Below are 23,880 nucleotides of genomic sequence, written 5' to 3'. Positions count from 1 at the left end.
TTATGTTGATTATGGTTTTGTAGCAAGCTGAACCTCACTGTCTTTATCCATACTCTAATCAGAGTGTATGACAGTTTTGTTGCTTATGCTTGTTCTAATAGGTTTTTTTAACATTTTTTAGTTATAAAAAAACCGCTGTTTATGGCAGCGGTTTTTTTTTGTGCTCGACTAGTCTCAGTCGTCTAAGAAACTTCTTAGATGCTCTGAGCGGCTAGGGTGGCGTAGTTTACGCAGTGCTTTGGCTTCGATTTGACGAATACGCTCACGAGTAACGTCAAACTGTTTACCAACCTCCTCAAGAGTGTGGTCGGTATTCATATCAATACCGAAACGCATGCGTAGAACTTTGGCTTCACGAGCGGTTAAGCCTGCAAGTACCAAAGTGGTTGATTCACGTAAGCCTTCAATAGTCGCTATATCAATAGGAGATTCAGCACCATCGTCTTCAATGAAGTCACCTAGATGTGAATCTTCATCATCACCAATAGGAGTTTCCATAGAGATAGGTTCTTTTGCGATCTTCAATACCTTGCGAATTTTGTCTTCTGGCATGTCCATGCGCGCAGCCAATTCTTCTGGTGTTGCTTCGCGTCCCATTTCCTGGAGCATCTGACGAGAGATACGATTTAATTTGTTAATCGTTTCAATCATGTGTACTGGAATACGGATGGTACGAGCCTGATCAGCAATCGAGCGAGTGATCGCCTGACGAATCCACCAAGTAGCGTAAGTTGAGAACTTATAACCACGACGGTATTCAAATTTATCAACCGCTTTCATTAAGCCAATATTCCCTTCTTGGATAAGATCTAAGAATTGTAGGCCACGGTTGGTGTATTTTTTCGCAATAGAAATAACCAGACGTAAGTTAGCTTCAACCATTTCTTTTTTAGCTCGGCGAGCTCGAGTTTCCCCGATAGAAATGCGACGATTGATTTCTTTTAATTCAGCGATGGTCAGGCCGGTGTCCTTCGAAACCGCACGAAGTTTGCGTTGGCTGCGCATAAATTCTGCTTCGTTTTCTTCAAGTGCTGTCGCGTAATCGGCACCAGAAGCAATTTGCTCTTTAAGCCAATCAGGATTGGTTTCATTGCTTGGGAAGCGTTTCAGAAACTCAGTTCTTGGCATGCCGGATTTGCGCACACACACTTGCATGATAAGTCGCTCTTGATCACGTACTTTTTCCATACGGGAGCGGACACGATCAACTAAATCATCAAACAGTTTAGGGACAAGCTTGATAGGAGCAAAACTGATGCTCAACTCTTCTTGCTTAGCCTTCACTGCTGGATCTTGTCTGTTGCTAGTTCCTAGCAAGACTTTTAATTCATTGTAAATACGCGCAATATCATTGAAACGTAATGCTGTTTCTTCAGGGTCAGGGCCGTTGTCTGTTTCTTCTTCGGCTGTGTCTGAATCGTCATCACTGTCTACAGTGTCTTCTTCGATAATTGGCTCTTCAGTAACGGCCTCTTCAAAAACAGGTTCCTCGCCATCACCGTCGATGAAACCGCTAAATATATCGCTTAAGCGACCTTCTTCTTCCTGAACTTTTGCGTATGCATCAAGCAATACGTCTACCGCACCGGGGAAGTATGAAATGGCCGCCATGACTTCACGAGTACCTTCTTCGATACGCTTGGCAATGGCGATTTCGCCTGCACGAGTCAATAGCTCAACGGTACCCATTTCGCGCATGTACATGCGCACTGGATCGGTTGTTCTGGTGATATCGCCTTCTACTGCGGCTAAGGCAGCTGCAGCTTCTTCAGCTGCAGCTTCATCTGTAGCGTCGCCTTCTTCCATAAGAAGGCTATCTTTATCGGGAGCAACTTCAGAAACCGTAATGCCCATGTCGTTGATCATGGCAATGATTTCTTCTACTTGCTCCGGGTCTGAAAGGTCATCAGGGAGGTGGTCGTTAACTTCGGCAAAAGTTAGGTAACCTTGTTCTTTACCCTTGGAGATCAGCTCTTTGAGACGTGACTGTTGAGTGTCTGGCATTCGACAACCTATCGTTAGAAATTCATTTGGGAGTTTAGCAAGCCGCGGATTATAACAAAATCAATCACTTTTATCCACCGAATCCTATCTTTTTTGAATGAAAATTAAGCGGTGTTTAATGTTTTTTTTGTCTGATTAAATCCATTAAATTCCGTAGTTCTTGCTTGCTGCTATTATCCTTTATGGATTCATTACCCTTACTTTTCAACCGTGCAATGCTGCTATTTAATCCAAGATTTTTTTCTAGTGCTAAAACCATATCAAGCACTTCTTGTCGTGCATTGGTGATTTTTTGCTTTGTTGTGGCGTCTTGGTGGTTTAATAATGCGTAAATTGACGAAATTGTGGTCTGATCTGTTATTTCGCCTAGCAGGTGCCCAGTATTTTTGTCGGGATGTTTTGTGAAATATCTCCATATTTTGCAGAAGATTTGTAGCTCATCATTGGCTTGATTTACTACTGGGTCAGGTAAATCGATTTCTTTCGCTATGTGCGGATGAAGTAAAAGGCACAGGGAAGCTTGTTTGATTCGGCTTAGACTTGGTGCGGCCGGTGGCAATGGGGGTTCGTTGTTATAGAATTTCCCTTTGCTAAAACCTTTCCCCCAATGTTTTTTTGTTGGTTGTTGTTTTGTTTGCGAATGAACGACAGAGGTTATTTGGCCTGATTGTTGGTTGAAATCATCATAATCGCCATGGGCTGGTTCGTAATCGTAGTGGCTTAGATCTGGTGTATCGCCATCGTAATGTTGGGTTTGCTGTGTATGGCTTTGAAGTGCTGGTTCATGACCTTCCGTCAGCGTATGTTGGCGGCGAGTTTTAAAAACGGTGTTGCCTAATGTCTCGCTGTCGATGCCTGATTGGTCGCTTAATTGGCGAATTAAAACCGAGCGAAAGGTTAGTTCTTTGGGAATTTGCTTGATCATTTCCATGGCGTTGCGGGCAAATTGAGCTTCACCTTCTTCATCGCCAAGGGTTACCTGATTTCGGGCGTGATCAAATAATACATGTGACAAAGATGACGCGTCTTCTAGGCGGTGATTAAAGGCTTCTTTGCCTTCTTTTCTAACGAGAGAATCCGGGTCTTCTCCTTCTGGCAAGAATAAAAAGCGTACTTGCTTTTCATCTTGCATGACAGGAAGCGAGGCTTCTAAACCACGAATTGCGGCTGCGCGGCCAGCTTTGTCGCCATCAAAACAGAGTACAACTTTGCTGACCAGTTTAAATAATTTACGTATATGTTGGCTGTTTACTGATGTGCCTAGTGTGGCGACGGCATTGGTAATGCCGTGTTGTGCCAGCACGATGACATCCATGTAGCCTTCGACCACGATGATTTGATCGAGTATTGGGGTGTTTTGCTTTGCTTCAAATAAACCGTAGAGTTCTTGGCTTTTTTGAAAGACAGGTGTTTCTGGGGAGTTTAAGTACTTGGGTTTTTCGTCCCCAAAGGCTCGTCCGCCAAAAGCAATGACTCGACCTCGTGAATCACGTATAGGGAAAATAATGCGATCACGAAAGCGGTCATAATAATGGCCTAGCTGGTCTTTTTTCTCAATTAGCATGCCGCCAAGGAGTAGTTGTTCTTGGCTTTCTGCGCGGGTGCCGATTTTTTTGAGAAGATTGTCCCACCCTGACGGTGCGTAGCCCAGACCAAATACTTTGGCGATTTGACCGGATAAGCCACGGTCTTTGGATAAGTAGTCTGTGGCTTTTTTCTTGTCTGGGTGTTGGATTAGTTGCTGTTGATAAAATTGCGAGCTTTCAGATAGACGTTTTAGTAACTCTGCGTTTTGCTCGTATCTATCTGGTGCGCCTTGTTCTCTTGGGACTTCCATGCCAGCGTCTTTGGCGAGCGTTTCAATTGCGTCGACAAAGTCTACATGGTCGTGTTCCATAACAAATGAAATGGCATTGCCGCCAGCTCCGCAGCCAAAACAGTAATAAAATTGCTTGTTTGGATTTAAGCTAAAAGATGGGCTTTTTTCATTATGAAAAGGGCAGAGGGCGCTGTAATTTTGCCCAGTTTTTTTTAAGCTAATACGAGACGCAACCACATCGGTTATGTCGGTTCGAGCTAAAAGCTCGTCAATAAACTGATCAGGAATGCGTCCCGCCATTATATTAGCCTAGTTGTGCTTTAACTTGTTTGCTGATTTGTGCCATATCGGCACGACCTTGGACCTGTGGTTTTACCAGGGCCATAACGGCACCCATTTGCTGCATAGAGTTAGCGCCTGTTTCTGCAATTGCCGCTTTAACAATCTCACCGACTTCATCATCAGTCAATGGTGTTGGTAAGAACTCGCTAATGATCGCCATTTCTTCTTGTTCGATTGCTGCTAGGTCTTCACGGCCGCCATCGATAAATTGCTGATTAGAGTCTTTGCGTTGCTTGTTCATTTTGTCTAGAACAGCCAATACGCGAGCGTCATCCAATTCAATGCGCTCATCTACTTCGATTTTTTTGCATTCAGATAGAATGGTGCGAATGACGGTAACGCGCTGTTTTTCTTTAGCCCGCATTGCGGTTTTTAAGGTATCTGAGATGTGTTTTTTTAAGTCTGACATGGGATCCTCTTTACTTTCTGGTAGGGGAAATAAGCAAAAAAAACGGCTAGTTGGTTAACTAGCCGTTTTTTATAAGCCTAAATGTTAGAAACGTCTAGGCAAACATTTGTTTTTTAGCAAATTGCCAAACGGCAGATAGGCCTAGTACAAACGTTGGAATTTCTTTTGCTCACGAGAAACTTTCTTAGCGTGACGTTTAACAGCTGCGGCTGCAGCACGTTTGCGAAGAGTAGTTGGTTTTTCGTAGCATTCACGACGACGAACTTCAGCCAAAACGCCTGCTTTTTCACAAGAACGTTTGAAGCGACGTAGAGCGATGTCAAATGGTTCGTTATCTTTTACTTTTACTGCTGGCATGTTATTACCTTTAATAATATTTTTCTAAAGTTTAAGTATTCACAAAAACGGCGTGAATCATACCCGTATTCAATGGGCTTTCAAAGCGCGCTTTTGTTGAACAGAGTGTGATCCAGTACGGATCGATTTTTCTAGGCTAAAAAAAGCCCAACCCTGAACAGACTATTGTCGCGTCTGTAACTGTATTCATTCTTTAAGAGGGTGTTTGGATCGCCATTTAACTGACATAAGAAGCGCTTATATCAGAAGCTATGTGCCAAACTAGAAAAATCACCTGCCTTTTAATTTAAACATTTAAAACGCGCGCATTATAATGCCTTTGAGCTGCTGTGTCTAATTTCATTTGTCTTGTCTTTTAAGGAAGTGGTTCTTTCCTCTGCAATGGTCAAGTTAGATAGGGTACAATGCGCTCAAATTATTGATGAGATTATTCTGATGAAAGTATTGGGATTAGAAACCTCTTGCGACGAGACGGGCATCGCGATTTACGATACTGAAAATGGTCTTTTGGCGCACAAGATTTACTCTCAAATTGCGCAGCATGCCGAATACGGCGGTGTAGTTCCAGAGTTGGCTTCTCGTGACCACGTTCGTAAAACCTTGCCGCTTATTGATGACGTGTTGCAAGAAGCGGGTATGAAAAAGTCGGAATTGGATGCGATTGCTTATACAAGCGGACCCGGTTTGGTTGGTGCTTTGATGGCTGGTGCTACTATTGGTCGCTCTTTGGCTTATGCATTAGGGATTCCTGCGCTGGGTGTACATCATATGGAAGGTCATCTTTTAGCGCCAATGCTAGAAGAATCCCAACCAGAGATGCCTTTTATTGCTTTGCTGGTTTCTGGTGGGCACACACAATTGGTTCGAGTAGATGGTATAGGCGAGTACTGCCTTTTAGGTCAATCTCTTGATGATGCCGCTGGTGAAGCGTTTGATAAAGCGGCCAAGATGATTGGTTTGCCTTACCCAGGCGGCCCACAAATTGCGTCTTTGGCAAAGCAGGGTAATCCAAAATCAGGGCTTAAGTTTCCTCGACCAATGACAGATCGTCCCGGTTTGGATTTTAGTTTTAGTGGTTTAAAAACGGCGTTTTTAACAGCGGTTCACGATGCGTTAGACAACGAGCGTTGTGATGAACAGTTTAAAGCTGACGCTGCGTTGGCGTTTGAAACTGCAGTGGTGGATACCTTGGTTATTAAGTGTCGTCGAGCGTTAGAAGCAGAAGGCTTAAAGCAGCTTATTATCGCTGGCGGCGTGAGTGCTAATCAGCGTTTACGCGAACAACTTGAAAGTCAGCTGAAAAAAATTAAAGCCAGTGTTTTTTATGCTCGTCCCGAATTTTGTACCGATAATGGTGCCATGATTGCTTATGCAGGTGCTCAGCGTTTGGTGAATGGTCAATCTTCGGAGTTAAGTCTGTCGATACGTGCCCGTTGGCCTTTGTCTGAATTGCCACCTTTGATGGAATCTTAATATGAAAGACTTAGTGTTTATTGAAGGTCTAAAAACTCAAGCTGTGATTGGTGTTTATGAGTGGGAAAAAAAGATTCAGCAGGATTTAGTGTTTGATTTAGAAATGGAGCATGACAATCGTGTCCCCGCTGAAACGGACGATCTTGCTAAGACCCTAGATTACGAAGCTATCTCGAATTATATTTTGGCATTTTGCGCAGAGCGCCAGTTTGAGTTAATCGAAACCTTGGCGGAACATTTAGTTGGCGAGTTGATTGGCAAGTTTAAGTTAAATGCTGTCACGTTAACATTGCGTAAGCCTGGCGCCGTTGCGTCTGCTCAAGCTGTCGGTGTAAAAATTCATAGAAAATCTGCTGTGACTTATTAAGTAACTACTTTCACTTATTAAGAAAGAAGTCGTAGCGCTTTACTTGTTATGATTTTTAGCCATTAAAAGTTAGCTGATCAATGGTGAAAGTGTTTTGTCTAGAGCTTCTACGCGTACTTTCTTGAGCGCTTGACCCAGCTCTGCTCCACTTAAACCTTGTTTGATTAATCCTGCTGCATTGATTGCAGCAATAGTGTCTCGCAGCTTTTGCCAGTCCTGAAGTTTGCTATTGGTCAATCTACTTAGAACCTCAATCAGTAAAACAAATGGTTGAGGTTTTTTTATGGCATTGACGGAAATTAGCCAATTTTCCCAAGCAACAGAATTCATCGGTATGTGTTGGTTTTCTAAGAAAGAGCGTGTTTGCTCGGCGAAAATCTTAAATTGGTTCGGGCTGCGAATATGTTGATGTAGTTGAATGAGTTCAACAAGAGGCGTATTTTTGCAGAGAATGGCCCAACGCTGAGCAGGTGTTATGTCTGTTTGGTTTAATATATCTGTCGTTGCTTGGCTGTCTTTCCAAATAAATTCAGGGAAGAGTTTATCAATCGCGTTAGCATCTTTTAATACAGAAAAAAAGATATTGGCATGGCGGGTATTTAGAGCTTTTTCTAGCTCTTTCCAAATGCGTTCAGCGCTCAGTGTTGAGAGTTCTCCAGACGCGCTAATAGCTTGCATCAAGGATAGAGTTTCAGGTGCGATAGTAAATCCAAAATGATGAAAACGAGCAGCAAAACGAGCAACTCGTAATACGCGTAGAGGATCTTCTATGAAAGCGTCTGAGACATGGCGAAATACTCGGTCAAGCAAGTCTTGTTGACCATTAAATGGATCTATCAAGCTGCCGCTTTCGTCTTGTGCGATGGCATTGATGGTCAAATCTCGTCGTTCTAGGTCTTCTTCTAAACTGATGTCTGGGGAAAAATCACAGATAAAGCCGGTGTAACCTTCACCTTGTTTTTTTTCTTTGCGGGCAAGCGCGTATTCTTCTTTGCTTTTGGGATGAAGGAAAACGGGGAATTGTTTGCCGACTTGTTGAAATCCTTTCTCTTCAAGCTGTTCTGGCGTGGCGCCAGTGACGACCCAGTCGTGGTCGATAACTGGAAGTTCGAGTAACGCGTCTCTGACGGCGCCGCCTACGAGATAAACTTGATAAGGGGAAGTCATTTCTATCTAGTTACCTGTCTCGCATTGATCAGGGAACATTGCGCTCCATTGGCTAAAGCCGCCATTCAAAGAACACACTTCTTTAAAGCCCTGCGAGGCTAGGTATTCAGCAGCGCCTTTGCTGCTGTTGCCGTGATAGCAGCAAACAATGATTGGCTGGTTCTTTTCTGTGTTATCAATAAAGTTTTGAACGTTGTCATTGGTCAGGCTGATAGCATTCGTCATGTGGCTATTTTGAAAGCTAACCAAATCACGGATGTCTACAATAGCGGCATTATTTTCAATGATTGGGAGAGCGTCAGTAATGTCGATACAAGTGTAAGTCATGAGTTCTTCCGATTTATTATGCAAGGTGTACTAAAACGTTGTCTGTCTTCAAGACGCAAAGCGGTTAGGCTTCCGCCCCAGACGCAACCTGTGTCTAGCGCATGAATGCGTTCTTTTTGGGTGTTGCCTTCTAAAGCGGCCCAGTGCCCAAAAACAATATGGCAGTTCTCAGGCACTTTTGTTGGATAGTTGAACCAAGGCGCGTAGCCTTTGGTTGCTGTGTTGATGCCTTCTTTAGATTCTAGGTCGAGTTTACTGTTTTCGTCGCAGAATCGCATACGAGTCAGGTAGTTAGTAATGGCCCGAAGGCGATCTAATCCTGTTAGATCGTCGCTCCATACATTTGGCTTATTACCATACATGGCGGCAAAAAATTCATCAACACTGTCTGATTTGAGTTTGTCTTCAACTTCTTGAGCCAACGCTTGCGCCTGCTTTAAATCCCAACAAGGTGGAATGCCAGCATGGGTCATGACGGTATTGAGTTGTTCGTCATAATGAAAGAGCGGTTGATTGCGTAACCAATTCATCAAATCATCACGGTCACCGGCAGTGAGTACCTCTGTGAGCGTGTCGCCACGTTTTAATTTGCCATAACCATGAGAAACTGCGAGTAAATGTAGATCATGATTGCCCAAAACAACGGTCGCATTGTTGCCTAGTGACTTGATAAAACGTAGTGTTTCTAGGGACTCTTCACCACGATTGATTATGTCGCCAGCAAACCAAAGTTTGTCTTGATCTGGCTTGTACTGAATTTGTTTTAAAAGCTGCATAAGTGGCGCTAAACAGCCTTGTAGGTCGCCAATAACATAGGTTGCCATAAGTAGCCTTTTTAATGCACTTTGTTTGGAACAGAGAGGGTGAAAGGGCGAATAAGTGCTTTGAATTCGGTACCATCGTCGGCCAGAAATTGGTAACTGCCTTGCATACTACCAACAACGGTTTCCATCACTGTGCCGCTGGTGTAATGAAATGATTCTCCGGGGCCTAAATACGGATATTCACCGATGACGCCGCTGCCTCTGACTTCTTGAACTTGTTCGTTGCCATCGGTAATGATCCAATGGCGTGTTTGAAGCTTGGCTGATTCGGTTCCGCAGTTGGTAATGGAAATATGGTAAGCAAACACATAGCGCGACTCTGCTGGTGTTGATTGGCCTGCTAAGTATTCTGTACGAACAGAAACCACGACGTCATATTTTTGCATTTACCTTTCCTTTTTGATGACGTAGTTGGTGATTCGAACAAAGTCTTCAACGTCTAGTCTTTCTGGGCGTAGTGTTGGGTCAATGTTTAGTATGGCGAAATCATCATTGTCTAACACGCCTTTGTAGTTATTGCGTAGGGTTTTTCGACGTTGCTGGAAGCCGATTCTTACCATGTCTTCTAACATTTTGATGTTATTTACAGGATAAGGCAGCGTTTTGTGTGGCGTCATTCTTACAATAGCGGAGTCAACTTTCGGTGCTGGGTCGAATGATTCTGGTCCAACAATAAACAGTGATTCGACAGAGCAGTAATACTGCGCCATCACACTCAATCGTCCATATAAGCTATCACCTGGGCGCGCCGCTAAACGGTCGACGACTTCTTTTTGCAGCATGAAGTGCATGTCTTCAATCGCATCGGCTTGGCTTAATAGGTGAAAAATAAGCGGAGTCGAAATGTTGTATGGCAAATTACCCACAACACGAATGGCTTGCTCTGGTGTGCTAAGTGAGGTGAAGTCAAATTTCATTGCATCGGCTTCGTGAACGGTAAGTTCAGGGAAGCGGAATAGGTTCACTTTTAAAATAGGAATAAGATCACGGTCAAGTTCGACAACGTCCATGCGCTCAGTGACACTTATAATACCTTCCGTTAATGCGCCTTTACCTGGCCCAATCTCAACAATGCGCTGACCTTTTTTAGGGCCAATGCACGCCACAATACGTCGAATGACGCCATGATCATGAAGGAAGTTTTGGCCAAATCTTTTTCTGGCTTTATGGGGTTGTGGTTTGCTCATTTAGAAAACTTTTTCGCGTTATTTGCCATGTTAATAGCATGTTGAATGGCCACTTTAAGGCTGCCGTTATTTGCTTTGCCTGTACCAGCCAAATCAATGGCGGTGCCGTGGTCGACGGATGTTCGAATAATAGGTAAGCCTAATGTAATATTGACGGCATTACCAAAACCTGAATATTTTAACACAGGTAAACCTTGATCGTGATACATAGCCAAGGCGCAGTCGGCATCATTTAGGTATTTTGGTGTAAACAAGGTGTCTGCTGGCAGCGGTCCAATTAGATTTAAGCCTTCTTGGCGAAGTTTATTGAGGGTCGGGATAATGACGTCAATTTCTTCTCTGCCAAGGTGGCCATCTTCGCCAGCATGTGGGTTTAAGCCACAGACTAAGATTTTCGGTTTTGCGATGTCGAATTTTTCTTGAAGGTCTTTATTTAGCGCTTTAGCGACAAGACTGATGCTTCTTTCGGTGATAGCCGAAGACACCTCTTTTAAGGGCAGATGAGTGGTTACCAGCGCAACTTTCATTGTTTCTGTCGCTAGCATCATAACAACATGCGGCGATTGGCATTGGGCTTGAAAGAACTCAGTGTGCCCCGAAAAATGTACGCCTGTTTCGCACAAAATACCCTTGTGAACGGGTGGCGTAACGATGGCATCAAACTCTTTTTGAATGGATCCCTCGCCCGCTTGTTTTAGGGTTTCTAATACATAAGGAGCGTTTGCGATATCCAGAGTGCCAGCAGTGGATTTTTTCGCCAGTTGGATCGGCAAGACACTAATAGTGCCTTGCTGATGTGCGGCGACATCTTTTGAACTCTTTAGGGTTTGAATATTTACTGTTAGACCTAGAGTCAGCGCTCTTTCTTTCAGTAGTTCAGGGTCGGCTAGGATAATTAAACGAGCAGGAAATGCCTGCTCGTTTAGCGCGCTTAAAATAATGTCTGGACCGATACCAGCGGGTTCACCAGAGGTAATGGCAATAATGGGAAGTGATTCTGCCTGATTATGTGCCATTTTTTCTCTTACTTCTTAATATCAATAAATGCGTCAGCACGCAGCTCATCAAGCCAGTTACTAAGCACTATGTCTTGTTTTTGTGCCGTTAAAGCACGCTCAGCATTACTACGTTTTACTTTGTCGCTGATGTCTGCCTCTCGGCGACCTTCAACTTCTAATATATGCCAGCCGAATTGTGTACGAAATGGTTTACTAATATCGCCAATGTTGGTTTTTTTCATCATGTCTTCAAATTCAGGAACCATGGTGCCTGGTGTAACCCAACCTAGATCACCACCTTGTAATGTTGAGCCTTGGTCTTCGCTGTATTCTTTGGCTAATTGGGCGAAGTCTGCACCATTTTCTAATTTTTTATAAAGTTCATCTGCAAGGGCTTTAGTTTGATTAATATCTCGTATTTCATTCGCCCTAACTAGTATATGGCGCGCCTTTGTTTGTTGCTGAAGAGTCACATCAGGAGAGCGTTTTTCGATTACCCACAATAAATGAAAACCAGCATTACTTTGCAGCGGGCCAATAAGTGGGCCTTTTTCTGTTTCTAATGCTCGTACAAATAGTGGCGGTAATTGATTGAGTGGGCGCCAGCCTAAATCTCCGCCTTCAATAGCAAATTGTCCGTCTGAGTTTTCAATCGCTTGTTGAACGAAGTCATTTTCAGAATTTATGTTTTTTGCAATGCCTTTGATTTTTGCTGCAGCTTCTTCAGGGTTGCTTGCACGAATAAGAAGGTGGCGCAGGTGTACCTGAGCTTTTTCTTTGGTGATACTGGTGTCTGAACTGAGGTAGTCGTCTATTTCTTGATCAGAAATAGCGATGCGCTTTTTAACGATTTCTCGTTTTATGTTACTGATGAGGATCTCTTGCTCAATTTGATCGCGATAGCGCTCGTAATTAATACCTTTGCTAGCAAGAACATTTTTTAAGCCTTGTAAGTCGAGGTTCATGTTTTTAGCGACACCAAGGACAGCATTGTCTACATCCGAGCTAGAAGCTCTCATGCCAATTTTGCGTGCGTAATTGACTTGTAATGCCTCATCTATCATTTGGTCGAGGATTTGGCGATGAATGTTGTCTGTCATTACGCCACCCGGAACACGCTCTTTCACAATCTGAAAGCGGTTTTGTATGTCACTTTCTAAAATCGGAGTGGAGTCAACAATAGCTGAAATGCCGTCAATTTTTGTTTGCGCAGCATATAGTGTTTGCAGTGGTATCAATGTAAATAGAATAAATGTAAAAAAAGAAAACAACTTCATGATTAATATCCAACTTTCCCTTGGTTCCAATAGTCGTTAGCAATGTTAACTTCGCTGTTTGCTCGGCCAGCAGTGCTTAAACCACGTAAAATAAATTGTAAAAATACGCCTCTATCAAAGATCTTGTCGTCGTTCAGCCAATCTTGATAACTCAGTGATACCTTGATACAGCAGTTTTCATAGCCTAAGCCTGCAGTTTGTTTAGTAAGATCTTCTCTTAGGAAGTCATAAGTATATTGGGTAAAGGCTGACCAATTATCATTGATTGGAAAAATTGTTCCAGCACTTGCTTGTTTTGCATCGTTTTTAGGATACAGGTAGCTTAAATTGATTTTGATGTCATCAACCGGTTCCATAGCGGCAATAAATTGCACTAAGTTCACTTCGTCATCATCCATATTGTAATTCAAGTTTCCAGTAAGTGTGTAACGGTTACCATTGTAGTTGGCCGATGTCAGGAGGTCACTGCGATTGCTTGTATCAATGGCTTTATTTTCATCTGTATTTCCACTTATACCAACATAACGATCTTTTAAATAAAAGATTTGACCTGCTTTGAATGCCCATTTTTCATTATTATTTTCGTCATATAGACGACTTTCTAAACCAAAGGTTACTTGTTCAGTATCACCAATTCGGTCATTGCCATTAAAACGGCTGTGTCCAAAAGCCTGCGAATAGGTTGTTGTTGACTGACTTGCGTCGAAATTGGGAATAAGATCTTGATCTTTAAATGGTGAATTTAAGTAATTTAATCGTGGTTCAAGCGTTTGTCGCCACACGCTGTTTCCTAATGGTAAACGGCGCTCAAACATTACCGATGAATCAACATAGCCCGAGATATGCCCAATTGAAGTCTCGCTGTCTGTCTTATTTTTATAGTTATGCAAATCGTAGTCGCGATATTGTGCTAACAGACCTGTTGTTAAGTTTCCCCAAGCGTTGTTGAAATTTAACTTCGAGTCTTGATTGAGTGCAATACGTTGACCGTCAAAGTTATTTTCATCAGGGTCGTAAAAATCCGTGTATTGGGTGTCGATTTTGTAATCGAGATAGGTTGTCGCAATTCGATAGGAGTTATCAACACGAGGCCGCCATTCGAATGGTTTATCAATGCCGCTGTTCGGTGTCTGATAGGTTAGATATGTGATTTTGTTCAGAAAATTTCCGTTATTGGCCGTAAAATAAACACTTCTTTCATAATGGTCTTTTTTGCTAATAGAAGTGCTGTTTGCCTCGGGGCGTTTATTTTTTGTTGGATTGTCTTCTACTAAAAAGCCAGTGCTAAAATGTTGATTAAATTTCTGAGTGGACTTTAATTTTAGTAGCGTTTGCTCGCCTTCCTCTTTATCTGAAAATGTTGATTGTTCATAAACAGTTTCACCATAAGGGCTTAAATGACGAAGTTCCAAATCTATCCCTTCACCTTTTTCCTGGATCAACTGTGGTGTAATAGTGGCATCGTAGTTAGGTGCTATATTCCAGTAAAATGGGGCTGAAACATTAAGACCATCCTTACCGGAGTACCCAAAACTTGGGAATAAGAAGCCTGTTTGACGTGTGTTATTTAATGGGAAACGAAGCCAAGGAAAGTAGAAAACAGGAATTGCACCGATACGGATTTGTACATGCTTTGCGGTACCAAACCCTTGATTAGTGTTCAGTTCAATTGAGCTACCGTAGAGTTTCCAGCTTTCTTGATTTGGCTCACACGTTGTGAAAAAGCCCTCATCGATAAAAACAATACCATCTTGGCTGCGAGTCAGTGCCTTCGCTTCCAGTCGAGTGCCGCTCTCATGGTTAAGATACTTGGCATCTTTGAAACTTGTGTCTTCATTGTTATTGTTCGATATGAAGGCACTTGAGCTACGAATAAGTAGGTCTTTGTTACGTAATGTGACATTGCCATTGGCTTTGTAATATTGATTAGGAATGCCTTCAATATCGTCGGCCGATAGGGAATACAGAGGCTTCACTATTTCAGCGGCCCCTTTAAGGTTAATAACTTCTCCTTGATCACGAACGATGATATCGGCGGTAAGGTTTGTGCCTTTTACCTCAGTTGCCTTCCAGTTGTTAATATAAGATCCTTGGCAATATTGACTTAGCTGCGATTGCTGCTCAGTCGTCAAAGATTCTCTTGGAGCCCAGTCCCATTGATTTACCTCTGCGTGTGCAATAGGCAATATGAAAAGACTTTGAAAAAATAAAGTGTAGGTGCGTAAATGCTTAACCATGCAGGGTATACTTGCCACAAATAATTATTGTCCGAAATCGGATACTGCCCATAAGCGGTTCCACGTAATAAGACAAATGATAATCTATGCAGGCCCATAGGGGCTACCGATTCTGGAGAAATATCTTTATGTGGAAAATTGTTTGCGCAATTTTGGGTTATATTTTAGGCGGTTTTTTTGGCGCTTTATTGGGTTTTATGGTTGGCGGACTGATCGATAGCGCCCAGAAAGGCGGGGCTTTTAGTGCGACTTTTACCAATGCTCATAGCCGCGCAGATGTTCGTTTGCAGCAAGAAACTTTTTTCCGTACTTTGTTTTTGTTGATGGGGCGTTTGGCTAAATCTGACGGTAAAGTATCAGAAGCCGAAATTCAATTAGCGCAATCTGTTATGCAGCGGCTTAAGTTATCCCCGGAAGCGCAAGTCCAAGCTAGGAAATTATTTAATGAGGGAAAATCGGCGAATTTTGATCTTACTTCGGTTCTGGATACGTTTAGAAGGGTTGTCGGCTCAGGTGATCTGACTCGTACTTTGCTAGAAGTTTTGCTGGTATCGGCTTATGCTGATGGTCACTTTAGCGTAGAAGAAAAATCTTTTGTTTCTCAGGTTTGTGCTCATCTTGGTATTTCGGTGCCAGAATTTGAAGCCTTGCACCGTCAAGTTAAACAACAAGCGCACTTTAGCCAAGGTTATCAATCTTCTTACCAACAGCATTCCTCGTACAACCAAGGTTCTTCGTACAATCAAGGTTCGTCTTCTAATTATCAGAATTATTCATCCCAGCGTATGGGATCAAAAGATTTGCTGAAGGCTGCATATGAGGCTTTGGGTGTGACGCCGCAGATGAGTGATGCCGAGATCAAAAAAGCCTATCGACGCTTAATGAGTAAGCATCACCCCGATAAGTTAAGTTCAAAAGGGTTGCCAGATGAAATGCTTGAATTGGCAAAAGAGCGCACGCAAGAAATTCAGTCTGCTTACGAAATGGTTAAGAACGCTCGTAAGTAGGTATTTGCTAATGCCTTTAATTATTTATGGGGCTTTTATAGAAAAGTCCTTTTTTTACGCTAGGTAATGATTTTTGTTGATTTATTTGGCTGGTGTTTTGTTTTAGAAAGCCACGAACTCTCTGTGTTAGCAGTTGTTTACTGTTCTTTCCAATCACTCTGTCTGGTAATGCATCTAATTGGGTAAAATCACCGATTTTGTCTGTTCTTTGGATGGCGGCTTGTTTACGCCATATTGCAAATTGATCGTTCCCCGTATTGTCGACATAGTAATCTAAGATAGGCTGTGCGATTTGGCGAATTTGTTGTGCTATTTCGTAATCCGGTATATTTGGAGGTGACTCTATATCAATGAGTATTAGTGCTTCACCTGAGTTTTTGTTGGCGGCCAAAAAACCTAAAGCGTAGCTAGCACCTGTCCCGTAACCAAGAAAAGTAAATTGTTCAACATTTTGCGTTTTTGCGTAATTGATAGCGGCCTGTATACGTGCGAAAACCATGGTTTGGCTAGGAAGTTCTTTGGCTGATTGCGCATTTTCTGTAGTCGCGGTGGTTATTTTTACTGGCTCGGCACGCTTTATGATATCTGGGACTTCGATGGATAAGGTACACCAGCTGTGTTCTGGCATGGCGTTGCGTAGCGGTGCAATGGCGTCAGGCCAGTCTGGGTGTTCATTATCTGAATGAAGCATGACCACGCAGCCCTGAGTAGAGCTGGTGAGCGATGGTCTATAAAGAGCAAGGAAGGGCTCTCCATCCGCTTCTAAGGTTTGTATTTGGTGGTCGAGTCGCCTTATTGTTAACGAGGTTTTTAGTGCATCAATCCGAGACGCCTGTGGCTTGGGAATAATATATTCTTTAGTGCTCTCTGCTGGTGTGGTTTGTTGTGGAGTCGTTGTGCTGTTGGGTGTCGCTTGTGACTCTTCTGCCAAAACGTTGGGTGCTGCGCTCAAGGAAAGAAGTGCAATGATAACGAAGAGTGGCGCTGTAAATTTATTCATTGTTTTCAATACTTCTTTTAAAGGCCTTGTTAAAATGCGGTCTAAATTTTCGTTATGAGACCTTTATTGTGTCACTGCTGGAGTCAGATATGAATGATTTTATCATTGCCCCTTCGATCCTTTCTGCCGATTTCGCTCGATTAGGTGAAGAGGTTGACAACGTCTTGGAAGCCGGAGCCGATATCATACACTTTGATGTGATGGATAATCATTATGTTCCTAATTTAACGATTGGTCCTATGGTCTGTAAAGCACTGCGTAAACATGGCGTGACCGCAGATATTGATGTGCATTTGATGGTGAAACCAGTTGATCGCATGATTGGTGATTTTATTGACGCGGGCGCGTCTTTTATTACTTTTCATCCAGAAGCCAGTGAGCACATTGATCGCTCTTTGCAAATGATTCGAGACGGTGGTTGTAAAGCGGGTTTGGTCTTCAATCCAGCTACCTCTCTTGAACATTTAAAATATGTGATGGACAAAATTGACATGGTTTTGTTGATGTCAGTTAACCCTGGATTTGGTGGGCAATCTTTCATTCCAGGTACTTTAGATAAATTACGCGAAGCTCGCGACCTGATCGATGCCAGCGGTTATGACATTCGTCTTGAGGTCGATGGTGGCGTTAGTGAAAAGAATATTGCTGACATTGCACGTGCAGGCGCAGACACTTTTGTGGCGGGTTCTGCTATTTTTGGCAAAGACAACTACAAATCAGTCATCGATACGATGCGCAAACAATTGGCGAGCGTGCGTTAATGAAAACACCTAGTTATTTTTCAAAGTGGTTTGACGGCTGGCCAGAACTCGTTTGCTTGGATCTCGATGGCACTCTAGTGGACAGTGTTCCCGATATTGCTAGAGCAGTAGATGCTTTCTTAGCTGAGCTTGGAGCGCCGCTTGCTGGTGAAGAGCGAGTTCGTGGTTGGGTTGGCTTTGGTTCAGCTAAATTGATCGAGCAAGCGCTTGAGTGGGCTGGTGTTGATTCTGCTAAACACGAAGAAGCGTATCGTATCTTTCTGACGCATTATCATGCTCATTTAACGGTTGGAACGACGCTTTATCCAAATGTGAAAGCTTTGTTAAAAGCCTTTAAGCATAATGGTGTCCCCGTTGCCTTGATTACCAATAAACCAAGTGTATTTGTGAAGCCTATGTTGGATCACTTTGAACTGACTGAGCAATTTGGTTGGCTGTTGGGCGGTGACACTTTAGACGAGAAAAAACCATCCGCTATGCCTCTGTTGCATTGCAGTGAGTCTATTGAAGCCTTACCTGAAAATTGTTTGATGATCGGTGATTCCATTACTGATTTTAAAGCCGCAAATAACGCTGGCTTTAAATGTGTCTTGGTGACCTATGGTTATAACCAAGGTGTTGATCTTAAAGGGTTAGGTGCTGATGCGATAATTGATGATTTAGCCGAGTTGTTAGTCTAATTTTATTGGTTGCGTGAAAAAACTAAATAAGGCCCAACTATTTCTAGTCGGGCCTTTTTTTGTATTTTGGTTTTAACGTCTTAAATGCAATGTTTATTGTGAGCTTTTGCTCTCTTTAGATGGCTCTTTTTGAGGCTGTTCTTTTGTTAGTTGATCCGATGAGTTTACTTGTTCGGATAAAAGTCTCATCTGGCTATCATCTGCCATGTGAACCGTATGTGTCGGAAAGGCAACTTCGGCATCATGGGATTCAATAATCTGCATAGCTTTGAATAGCACGTCTTGTTTGACATTGTGATAAGTTCGCCAGTCTACCGTTTTTGTGTAGGCATAAATAAAGAAGTCTAACGAAGATGGGCCAAACTGGTTGAAGTTCACCATATAAGTCTCGTTGGTATCGAGGTCTTCATGGTTGGCAACCATGTCTTTTATCTCTGAGAGAATGGTTGGGAGAAGGCTAAAGTCGCTATAACGAACACCAATGGTTTCATTAATGCGGCGATGAGTCATACGAGATGGGTTTTCAACCGAAATCAATGAAAAGGTAGAATTAGGAACATATAAGGGGCGTTTTTCAAAAGTGCGAATGCGTGTTTGACGCCAGCCAATATGTTCGACTGTGCCTTCAATGTTTTGATCTGGAGATCGAATCCAATCACCAATAGCAAAGGGGCGATCTAAATATACCATTAGTCCGCCAAAGAAGTTGGCTAGCAAATCTTTAGCAGCAAAACCCACTGCGATACCGCCAATACCGCCAAAGGCTAGTACACCGGAAATGCTATAACCTAATGTTTGTAAAACCACTAGTGCTGAGGTGATGACAACAGATGCGCGTAATAATTTGCTGATTGCGCTGGCTGTTGTGTAATCTACGTTAGTGGATATTTTACTTGAGTTCGTTAACGTTCTTTCGCTTTCGGATATGCATCGTAAAACAAACCAAGTCAGAATGACGATAACCCCAACTTCGCGAATGGCTTTAATAAGAGATGAAAAGTTAGGGTCTATTTCTGTGCCAGATATCTCGGCTGCGATGCTTAAGCCGGCTAACCAAATAAAAACGCCAATAGGCTTTTGCGCGGCATGAATTAAGACGTTATCCCAAGGCGTTTTGGTTTTTTCAAGTTGTTGATCGATGCGCATTAAAATGCGGGTGGCGATAAAGTTAATGATGAGTGTGCCGAGCACAACCAAAAACACACGCACAACCCAGTGCATTTTTGTATCGCCCAAGCCTAAATATACTTGCATTGTTTCCCAGTTCATTATGCTTTCTCTATACCTTTGTCTTGTTGGTGAGTGGCTCGTAATTTGAAGTAAAATCCGACTATATGAGTAACAAGGTGCCCAATCCCAAGAAGGCAACGAAACCAGCAATATCCGTTACCGTTGTTAAAATGACTGATCCAGAAAGGGCAGGATCGATGCGTAATTTATCTAATAAGACCGGAATTAAGACGCCTGATAATGCAGCCATGATGATATTAACGATAATGGCTAAACCAATCACCATGCCAAGCATTGGGCTTTCGAACCACCATAAAGTCACGACGCCAATAACAATGGCCCATAATATGCCATTTAGGCCACCGACTTTTAATTCTTTTGATAATAAAGATTTTAAGTTACTGCGAGTTATTTGCCCAAGCGCTAAACCTCGAACAATCAAGGTTAAAGTCTGACTGCCCGCAATCCCGCCCATTGAAGCCACAACTGGCATTAATACGGCCAATGCAACGACTTGCTGTAGTGTGGCTTCAAATAATCCGATAAAGGCGGAGGCTAGAAAGGCGGTTAGTAAATTTATACCAAGCCAAATGCCACGAGTCGCTGCGCTGCGTTTTACGGGAGCAAATAGGTCGGATTCTTCATTTAAGCCAGCGGTCGACATTTGTTGGGCTTCGTGTTCTAAGCGCCATGTTTCCATGGCAAGTCCTGCATGGAAACGACCTAATAAAATCTGATTTTCATCAACAACAGGAAGTGCTGATAGATAAGAACGTTCTAGCTGCTCCGCCGCTTTTGTTAGTTCAGTATCGGCTCGAATAAAAGAACACTCTTCATCGATCAAGCTTGAAATGGGTTCATGGCCTTGCGCTTTAAATAGTTTGTCGAATTTAACGCAACCTACCCAGCGGCCAGTTCTATTTACCAAATACACCATGTCTGTGTAATCTGGCGTGCTCTTTTTAAGCAATCTTAGTGCTTCAGAGGTGCGAATGGACTGAGAGGCAATTAATAGTTCATGGTCAATCCAGCGACCGACAACATCATCATCGTAAACAATACCTTGTTGGTAATATTCGCGTTGTTTGTTGTCCATCTGCTTTAAAGCGATGTCGACAAGGCGGTCTGGTAATGAGTCTGTTATCTCGAGTAGGTCTTCAGCGTCAACATCAGCGAATAAGGTTTCAATTTCTGAATCATCCAGCTCTTTCAGAAGGAGCTGGCGGGACTCACCACGCATCTCAACTAAGATATCAAGGCGGTTGGCTTGCTTGATATTGGCCCATGCTTGTCGGCGTTGAACAAGCGGTATGGATTCAAGTGCTAACGCCACATCATCCGGGGTTAACTCAGAGATGGCCTTGTTAACGGACTCAGGTGAGTACTCGTCATGAATGAGGGTTTCGATGAGGGCGGCGACTTGGCTATGCACAGGGCATCCTTAAAACACTGAATAGTGGCGAGAAAGATAACATGTTTTCTAGGGAAGGTGCGAACAAGTCCTTTTGCCGTGGTAATTGTTCCTGCATTGCCCTAATAACCCAAATTCATGTAGGAATCAGTATGTCAGTAAAAGTCTGTTAAGTGTGCGGTGTAACCGCTTGTATATCAAGCAAGGCTTTGTTTTTACTCAATATTATTGAAAACTTTCCACAACGCTGAAAGATAAATGGCAAATTATTGTGTCAGTGGATGAAAAGCTCGTATCTTGCGTATCTCCTTTAGCCGCGTAATGCTAAGTGGTGTAAGGTCTGGCGAGACAGAGTGTTCCTGACAGTGTAGAATTTAGCGCACTTTAAATTTAGGTTTTATTGTTTATCAGTGCGTTTTGTTTTTGTGTCAGTTTCTACGGATTGTGACATTGGTTTAGGTCAACATTGTTTTATAGGTGCGCTCTTTCTTTATGTTATTGATGATAGACAATTTTGACTCTTTTACTTATAACCTCGTGCAGTATTTTCGTGAGTTGGGTGCGGATGTGCAGGTTTATCGTAACGATGAAATTAGTATTGAAGACATTGAGCGCCTTGCCCCATCGCATTTGGTTATTTCACCGGGGCCGTGCACCCCTAATGAAGCGGGTATTTCTTTGGCAGCCATTGCGGCTTTCGCTGGAAAAATTCCAATATTAGGTATTTGCTTAGGCCATCAAAGTATTGGCCAGGTCTTTGGTGGTGAGGTAATTCGTGCTAAAAATGTCATGCATGGTAAAACCTCATTAATTTATCACCAAAATACGTCAGTGTTTTTTGGCTTGCCAAATCCGCAGATTGCAACACGCTATCATTCGCTTGTGGTGTCTGCTGACTCATTGCCAGATTGTCTTGAGGTAACCGCTTGGAGCCAAAACACAGAAGGCGATAGAGAGGAAATTATGGGGATTCGACATAAAACGCTTGCCGTTGAAGGGGTGCAGTTTCATCCTGAGTCGATTCTTACTGAGGCTGGTCATGCTTTATTGGCCAATTTCTTAACACGATAGTTTTAATAGGAGAGGCTGGTGGATATTCAAAAGGCGATTGCTGCTGTTGTCGAGCACCAAGATTTGAGCGGCGATGAGATGCGAATAGTGATGAATGACATCATGACGGGAAAAGCCACGCCAGCACAGATAGGCGGATTTTTGATTGGCCTAAGAATGAAAGGTGAGACAGTCGAAGAAATTACGGCTGCGGCGCAGGTGATGCGAGAATTATCGAGCAAGGTACATTTGGATCTTGATCACGTGGTTGATACTTGTGGTACAGGTGGTGATGGCGGTAACTTGTTTAACGTCTCTACAGCGTCTGCGTTTGTGGTGGCTTCCGCTGGCGGTAAGGTTGCTAAACATGGAGGTCGTTCCGTATCTTCTAAGTCTGGTAGTGCTGATGTGCTTGAGCAAGCTGGGATTTATCTTGGTCTAAATGCGGAGCAGGTTTGCCGATGTATTGAAGAAATTGGCCTAGGTTTTATGTTTGCGCCCAATCATCATTCCGCCATGAAATACGCCGTCGGCCCTCGAAAAGAAATGGCAACGCGCACTATTTTTAATCTACTGGGTCCATTAACGAATCCTGCGAATGCAAAATGCCAGGTTATGGGGGTTTTCCATCAGAAATGGGTTCGTCCTATTGCTGAAGTATTAAAAGCTCTTGGGAGTGAGCACGTGATGGTGGTTCATTCTGAAGACGGTTTAGATGAGATTAGTATTGCAGCGCCGACGTTTGTTGCAGAATTAAAGAACGGCGAAATTTTAGAGTATAAAATTTCGCCGGAAGATTTTGGTATTCCATTGCAATCTATTGATACCATTCAAGCTGTAGATGCTGCTGAAAGTCTTGCTTTAGTGAAAATAGCATTAGAGGGTAAGGGGAAAGTTAATCCAGCTAGAGATATTGTTGCCTTAAATGCTGGCGCGGCAATTTATGTTTCTGGTATTGCAGATACATTGGCGGAAGGCGTCAATATTGCAGAAGATGTCATTGGCGGTGGTACAGCTAAAGTTAAGATGTCTGAATTAGCCAGTTTCACGCGATGTTTTATGAGTCCTGACTCACTGTAATAATAGGAGCAGTAACCTAATGCAAATAGAAACACCGACAATTCTAAAAAAGATTGTAGCTCGAAAGTATGAAGAGATTACTGAGCGTAAATCTCATACTCCTTACGGAAATCTAGAGGTCGCGGCGTCAGTGGCGAATGTCCATAATGCGCCTCGCGGTTTTGCCCATGCGTTGAGACACCAAATAGCCATTGGAAAATCTGGTGTTATTGCGGAAGTTAAAAAAGCTTCTCCTAGCAAAGGCACATTAAGAGATCCATTTGTTCCGGCTGATATCGCTCGATCTTATGAGAAGGGTGGTGCAGTTTGCTTGTCGGTCTTAACTGATAGTGATTTTTTTAAAGGCCATGAAGACTTTTTAGTTGAAGCTCGTGGTGCTTGTAAATTGCCGGTAATTCGCAAAGACTTTATCGTTGATGAATATCAGGTTCTAGAAGCCAGAGCGATTGGCGCAGATTGTATTTTATTGATCGCGGCTTGCCTAAGCGGTGATAAATTACGCCAATTAGATCTGATGGCGCGTGATCTTGGTATGGATGTTTTGGTAGAAGTTCATAATCGTCCTGAGCTGGATTTGGCTTTGGAATATACCGAGACCGAATTGCTTGGGATTAATAATCGAGATCTTCATACCTTTGAGCTTAGCTTAGATCACACGTTTGAGTTGATGGGGAGTGTGCCTTCTGATCGTTTGGTTGTTACGGAAAGCGGTATTCATACTCGAAACGATGTGGCGTTGATGCGACAAAAAGGTATCCATGCGTTCTTGGTTGGTGAAGCTTTTATGCGCGCTGATGACCCAGGTGAAAAATTGGCTGAGCTGTTTCAGTCGTAGTGATGATGCTTTCAGTCATAGCAGAATTAAGTAAGGTG

23 protein-coding genes are annotated in these 23,880 nt (G+C 43.0%); 8 read left to right on the top strand and 15 right to left on the bottom strand.

Going from position 1 to position 23,880, the window contains the following annotated elements; all coding sequences use genetic code 11:
- Nucleotides 1-174: 174 nt before the first annotated feature.
- The 4 genes from rpoD to rpsU all read right to left on the bottom strand — a co-directional run bounded on the left by rpoD (nt 175) and on the right by rpsU (nt 4,931).
- Nucleotides 175-2,004: an RNA polymerase sigma factor RpoD gene (rpoD, locus tag ACO05V_RS19720; RefSeq protein WP_421855680.1), complete on the bottom strand. Its 1,830-nt coding sequence runs from the start codon at nt 2,002-2,004 to the stop codon at nt 175-177.
- A gap of 115 nt (nt 2,005-2,119) precedes the next feature.
- Nucleotides 2,120-4,123, bottom strand: a complete 2,004-nt coding sequence (gene dnaG / locus ACO05V_RS19715) for a DNA primase (protein ID WP_421855678.1) — start codon at nt 4,121-4,123, stop codon at nt 2,120-2,122.
- Between the two features lie 4 nt (nt 4,124-4,127).
- Entirely contained in the window at nt 4,128-4,574 is a 447-nt protein-coding gene (locus ACO05V_RS19710; RefSeq protein WP_421855676.1) for a GatB/YqeY domain-containing protein, read from the bottom strand.
- 141 nt (nt 4,575-4,715) lie between these two features.
- Nucleotides 4,716-4,931, bottom strand: a complete 216-nt coding sequence (rpsU, locus tag ACO05V_RS19705) for a 30S ribosomal protein S21 (protein WP_009835737.1) — start codon at nt 4,929-4,931, stop codon at nt 4,716-4,718.
- Nucleotides 4,932-5,366: 435 nt separating this feature from the next.
- On the opposite strand from rpsU, the gene tsaD reads away from it, so the two are divergent.
- Together tsaD and folB are read left to right on the top strand one after the other, a co-directional pair.
- Complete coding sequence (tsaD, locus tag ACO05V_RS19700; protein ID WP_421857036.1) at nt 5,367-6,404, top strand: tRNA (adenosine(37)-N6)-threonylcarbamoyltransferase complex transferase subunit TsaD; 1,038 nt, start codon at nt 5,367-5,369, stop codon at nt 6,402-6,404.
- Between the two features lies 1 nt (nt 6,405).
- Complete coding sequence (gene folB / locus ACO05V_RS19695; protein WP_421855673.1) at nt 6,406-6,771, top strand: dihydroneopterin aldolase; 366 nt, start codon at nt 6,406-6,408, stop codon at nt 6,769-6,771.
- A gap of 69 nt (nt 6,772-6,840) precedes the next feature.
- Here folB and ACO05V_RS19690 read toward each other — a convergent pair whose 3' ends face one another.
- From ACO05V_RS19690 to ACO05V_RS19655, 8 genes are read right to left on the bottom strand one after another with little or no spacing between them, the layout of a single operon-like run.
- The gene (locus tag ACO05V_RS19690) at nt 6,841-7,938 is read right to left on the bottom strand and encodes a tRNA nucleotidyltransferase (protein ID WP_421855671.1); all 1,098 of its coding nucleotides are present in this window, start codon (nt 7,936-7,938) and stop codon (nt 6,841-6,843) included.
- A gap of 6 nt (nt 7,939-7,944) precedes the next feature.
- Nucleotides 7,945-8,265 (bottom strand): thiosulfate sulfurtransferase GlpE, encoded by a 321-nt coding sequence (gene glpE / locus ACO05V_RS19685; protein WP_421855669.1) that lies wholly within the window; start codon nt 8,263-8,265, stop codon nt 7,945-7,947.
- On the bottom strand, nt 8,262-9,089 hold the full coding sequence (locus tag ACO05V_RS19680) for a symmetrical bis(5'-nucleosyl)-tetraphosphatase (RefSeq protein WP_421855667.1): 828 nt from the start codon (nt 9,087-9,089) through the stop codon (nt 8,262-8,264). The genes glpE and ACO05V_RS19680 overlap by 4 nt, the downstream gene beginning before the upstream one ends.
- An 11-nt stretch (nt 9,090-9,100) precedes the next feature.
- Nucleotides 9,101-9,475 (bottom strand): Co2+/Mg2+ efflux protein ApaG, encoded by a 375-nt coding sequence (gene apaG, locus ACO05V_RS19675; protein WP_421855665.1) that lies wholly within the window; start codon nt 9,473-9,475, stop codon nt 9,101-9,103.
- Nucleotides 9,476-10,276: a 16S rRNA (adenine(1518)-N(6)/adenine(1519)-N(6))-dimethyltransferase RsmA gene (rsmA, locus tag ACO05V_RS19670; protein ID WP_421855663.1), complete on the bottom strand. Its 801-nt coding sequence runs from the start codon at nt 10,274-10,276 to the stop codon at nt 9,476-9,478. It abuts the gene before it with no gap.
- On the bottom strand, nt 10,273-11,292 hold the full coding sequence (pdxA, locus tag ACO05V_RS19665) for a 4-hydroxythreonine-4-phosphate dehydrogenase PdxA (RefSeq protein ID WP_421855661.1): 1,020 nt from the start codon (nt 11,290-11,292) through the stop codon (nt 10,273-10,275). The genes rsmA and pdxA overlap by 4 nt, the downstream gene beginning before the upstream one ends.
- 8 nt (nt 11,293-11,300) lie before the next feature.
- The gene (locus ACO05V_RS19660) at nt 11,301-12,551 is read right to left on the bottom strand and encodes a peptidylprolyl isomerase (protein ID WP_421855659.1); all 1,251 of its coding nucleotides are present in this window, start codon (nt 12,549-12,551) and stop codon (nt 11,301-11,303) included.
- A 2-nt stretch (nt 12,552-12,553) separates the two neighbouring features.
- Nucleotides 12,554-14,788, bottom strand: coding sequence for an LPS-assembly protein LptD (locus ACO05V_RS19655; RefSeq protein WP_421855657.1), 2,235 nt, complete (start codon nt 14,786-14,788; stop codon nt 12,554-12,556).
- Between the two features lie 128 nt (nt 14,789-14,916).
- Between ACO05V_RS19655 and djlA the strand changes: the two genes are divergently transcribed.
- Nucleotides 14,917-15,795 (top strand): co-chaperone DjlA, encoded by an 879-nt coding sequence (djlA, locus tag ACO05V_RS19650; protein WP_421855655.1) that lies wholly within the window; start codon nt 14,917-14,919, stop codon nt 15,793-15,795.
- Between the two features lie 16 nt (nt 15,796-15,811).
- On the opposite strand, the gene ACO05V_RS19645 is transcribed toward djlA, so the two are convergent.
- Nucleotides 15,812-16,795, bottom strand: a complete 984-nt coding sequence (locus tag ACO05V_RS19645) for a DUF3530 family protein (protein ID WP_421855653.1) — start codon at nt 16,793-16,795, stop codon at nt 15,812-15,814.
- Nucleotides 16,796-16,884: 89 nt separating this feature from the next.
- On the opposite strand from ACO05V_RS19645, the gene rpe reads away from it, so the two are divergent.
- The gene (gene rpe, locus ACO05V_RS19640) at nt 16,885-17,556 is read left to right on the top strand and encodes a ribulose-phosphate 3-epimerase (RefSeq protein ID WP_421855651.1); all 672 of its coding nucleotides are present in this window, start codon (nt 16,885-16,887) and stop codon (nt 17,554-17,556) included.
- Entirely contained in the window at nt 17,556-18,236 is a 681-nt protein-coding gene (locus tag ACO05V_RS19635) for a phosphoglycolate phosphatase (protein ID WP_421855649.1), read from the top strand. The genes rpe and ACO05V_RS19635 overlap by 1 nt, the downstream gene beginning before the upstream one ends.
- Nucleotides 18,237-18,329: 93 nt before the next feature.
- On the opposite strand, the gene ACO05V_RS19630 is transcribed toward ACO05V_RS19635, so the two are convergent.
- Both ACO05V_RS19630 and ACO05V_RS19625 read right to left on the bottom strand, forming a co-directional pair.
- The gene (locus ACO05V_RS19630) at nt 18,330-19,505 is read right to left on the bottom strand and encodes a mechanosensitive ion channel family protein (RefSeq protein ID WP_421855647.1); all 1,176 of its coding nucleotides are present in this window, start codon (nt 19,503-19,505) and stop codon (nt 18,330-18,332) included.
- Nucleotides 19,506-19,566: 61 nt separating this feature from the next.
- On the bottom strand, nt 19,567-20,898 hold the full coding sequence (locus tag ACO05V_RS19625) for a magnesium transporter (RefSeq protein WP_421855645.1): 1,332 nt from the start codon (nt 20,896-20,898) through the stop codon (nt 19,567-19,569).
- A gap of 471 nt (nt 20,899-21,369) precedes the next feature.
- Between ACO05V_RS19625 and ACO05V_RS19620 the strand changes: the two genes are divergently transcribed.
- Genes ACO05V_RS19620 through trpC form a run of 3 tightly spaced genes read left to right on the top strand, consistent with a single transcriptional unit; the run spans nt 21,370 to nt 23,842 of the window.
- Entirely contained in the window at nt 21,370-21,948 is a 579-nt protein-coding gene (locus tag ACO05V_RS19620) for an anthranilate synthase component II (protein WP_421855643.1), read from the top strand.
- Nucleotides 21,949-21,966: 18 nt separating this feature from the next.
- Nucleotides 21,967-23,007 carry an anthranilate phosphoribosyltransferase gene (gene trpD, locus ACO05V_RS19615; protein WP_421855641.1) on the top strand — a complete coding sequence of 347 codons (1,041 nt, stop codon included), beginning with the start codon at nt 21,967-21,969 and terminating at the stop codon, nt 23,005-23,007.
- Nucleotides 23,008-23,026: 19 nt separating this feature from the next.
- Entirely contained in the window at nt 23,027-23,842 is an 816-nt protein-coding gene (trpC, locus tag ACO05V_RS19610) for an indole-3-glycerol phosphate synthase TrpC (protein ID WP_421855639.1), read from the top strand.
- The last annotated feature ends 38 nt before the right edge of the window (nt 23,843-23,880 follow it).

The organism is Marinomonas sp. (assembly GCF_965225885.1).
Classification (GTDB): domain Bacteria; phylum Pseudomonadota; class Gammaproteobacteria; order Pseudomonadales; family Marinomonadaceae; genus Marinomonas.
The sequence above is the reverse complement of the archived record's forward strand: the minus strand, read 5'-3'. Positions and strand labels throughout refer to the sequence as shown.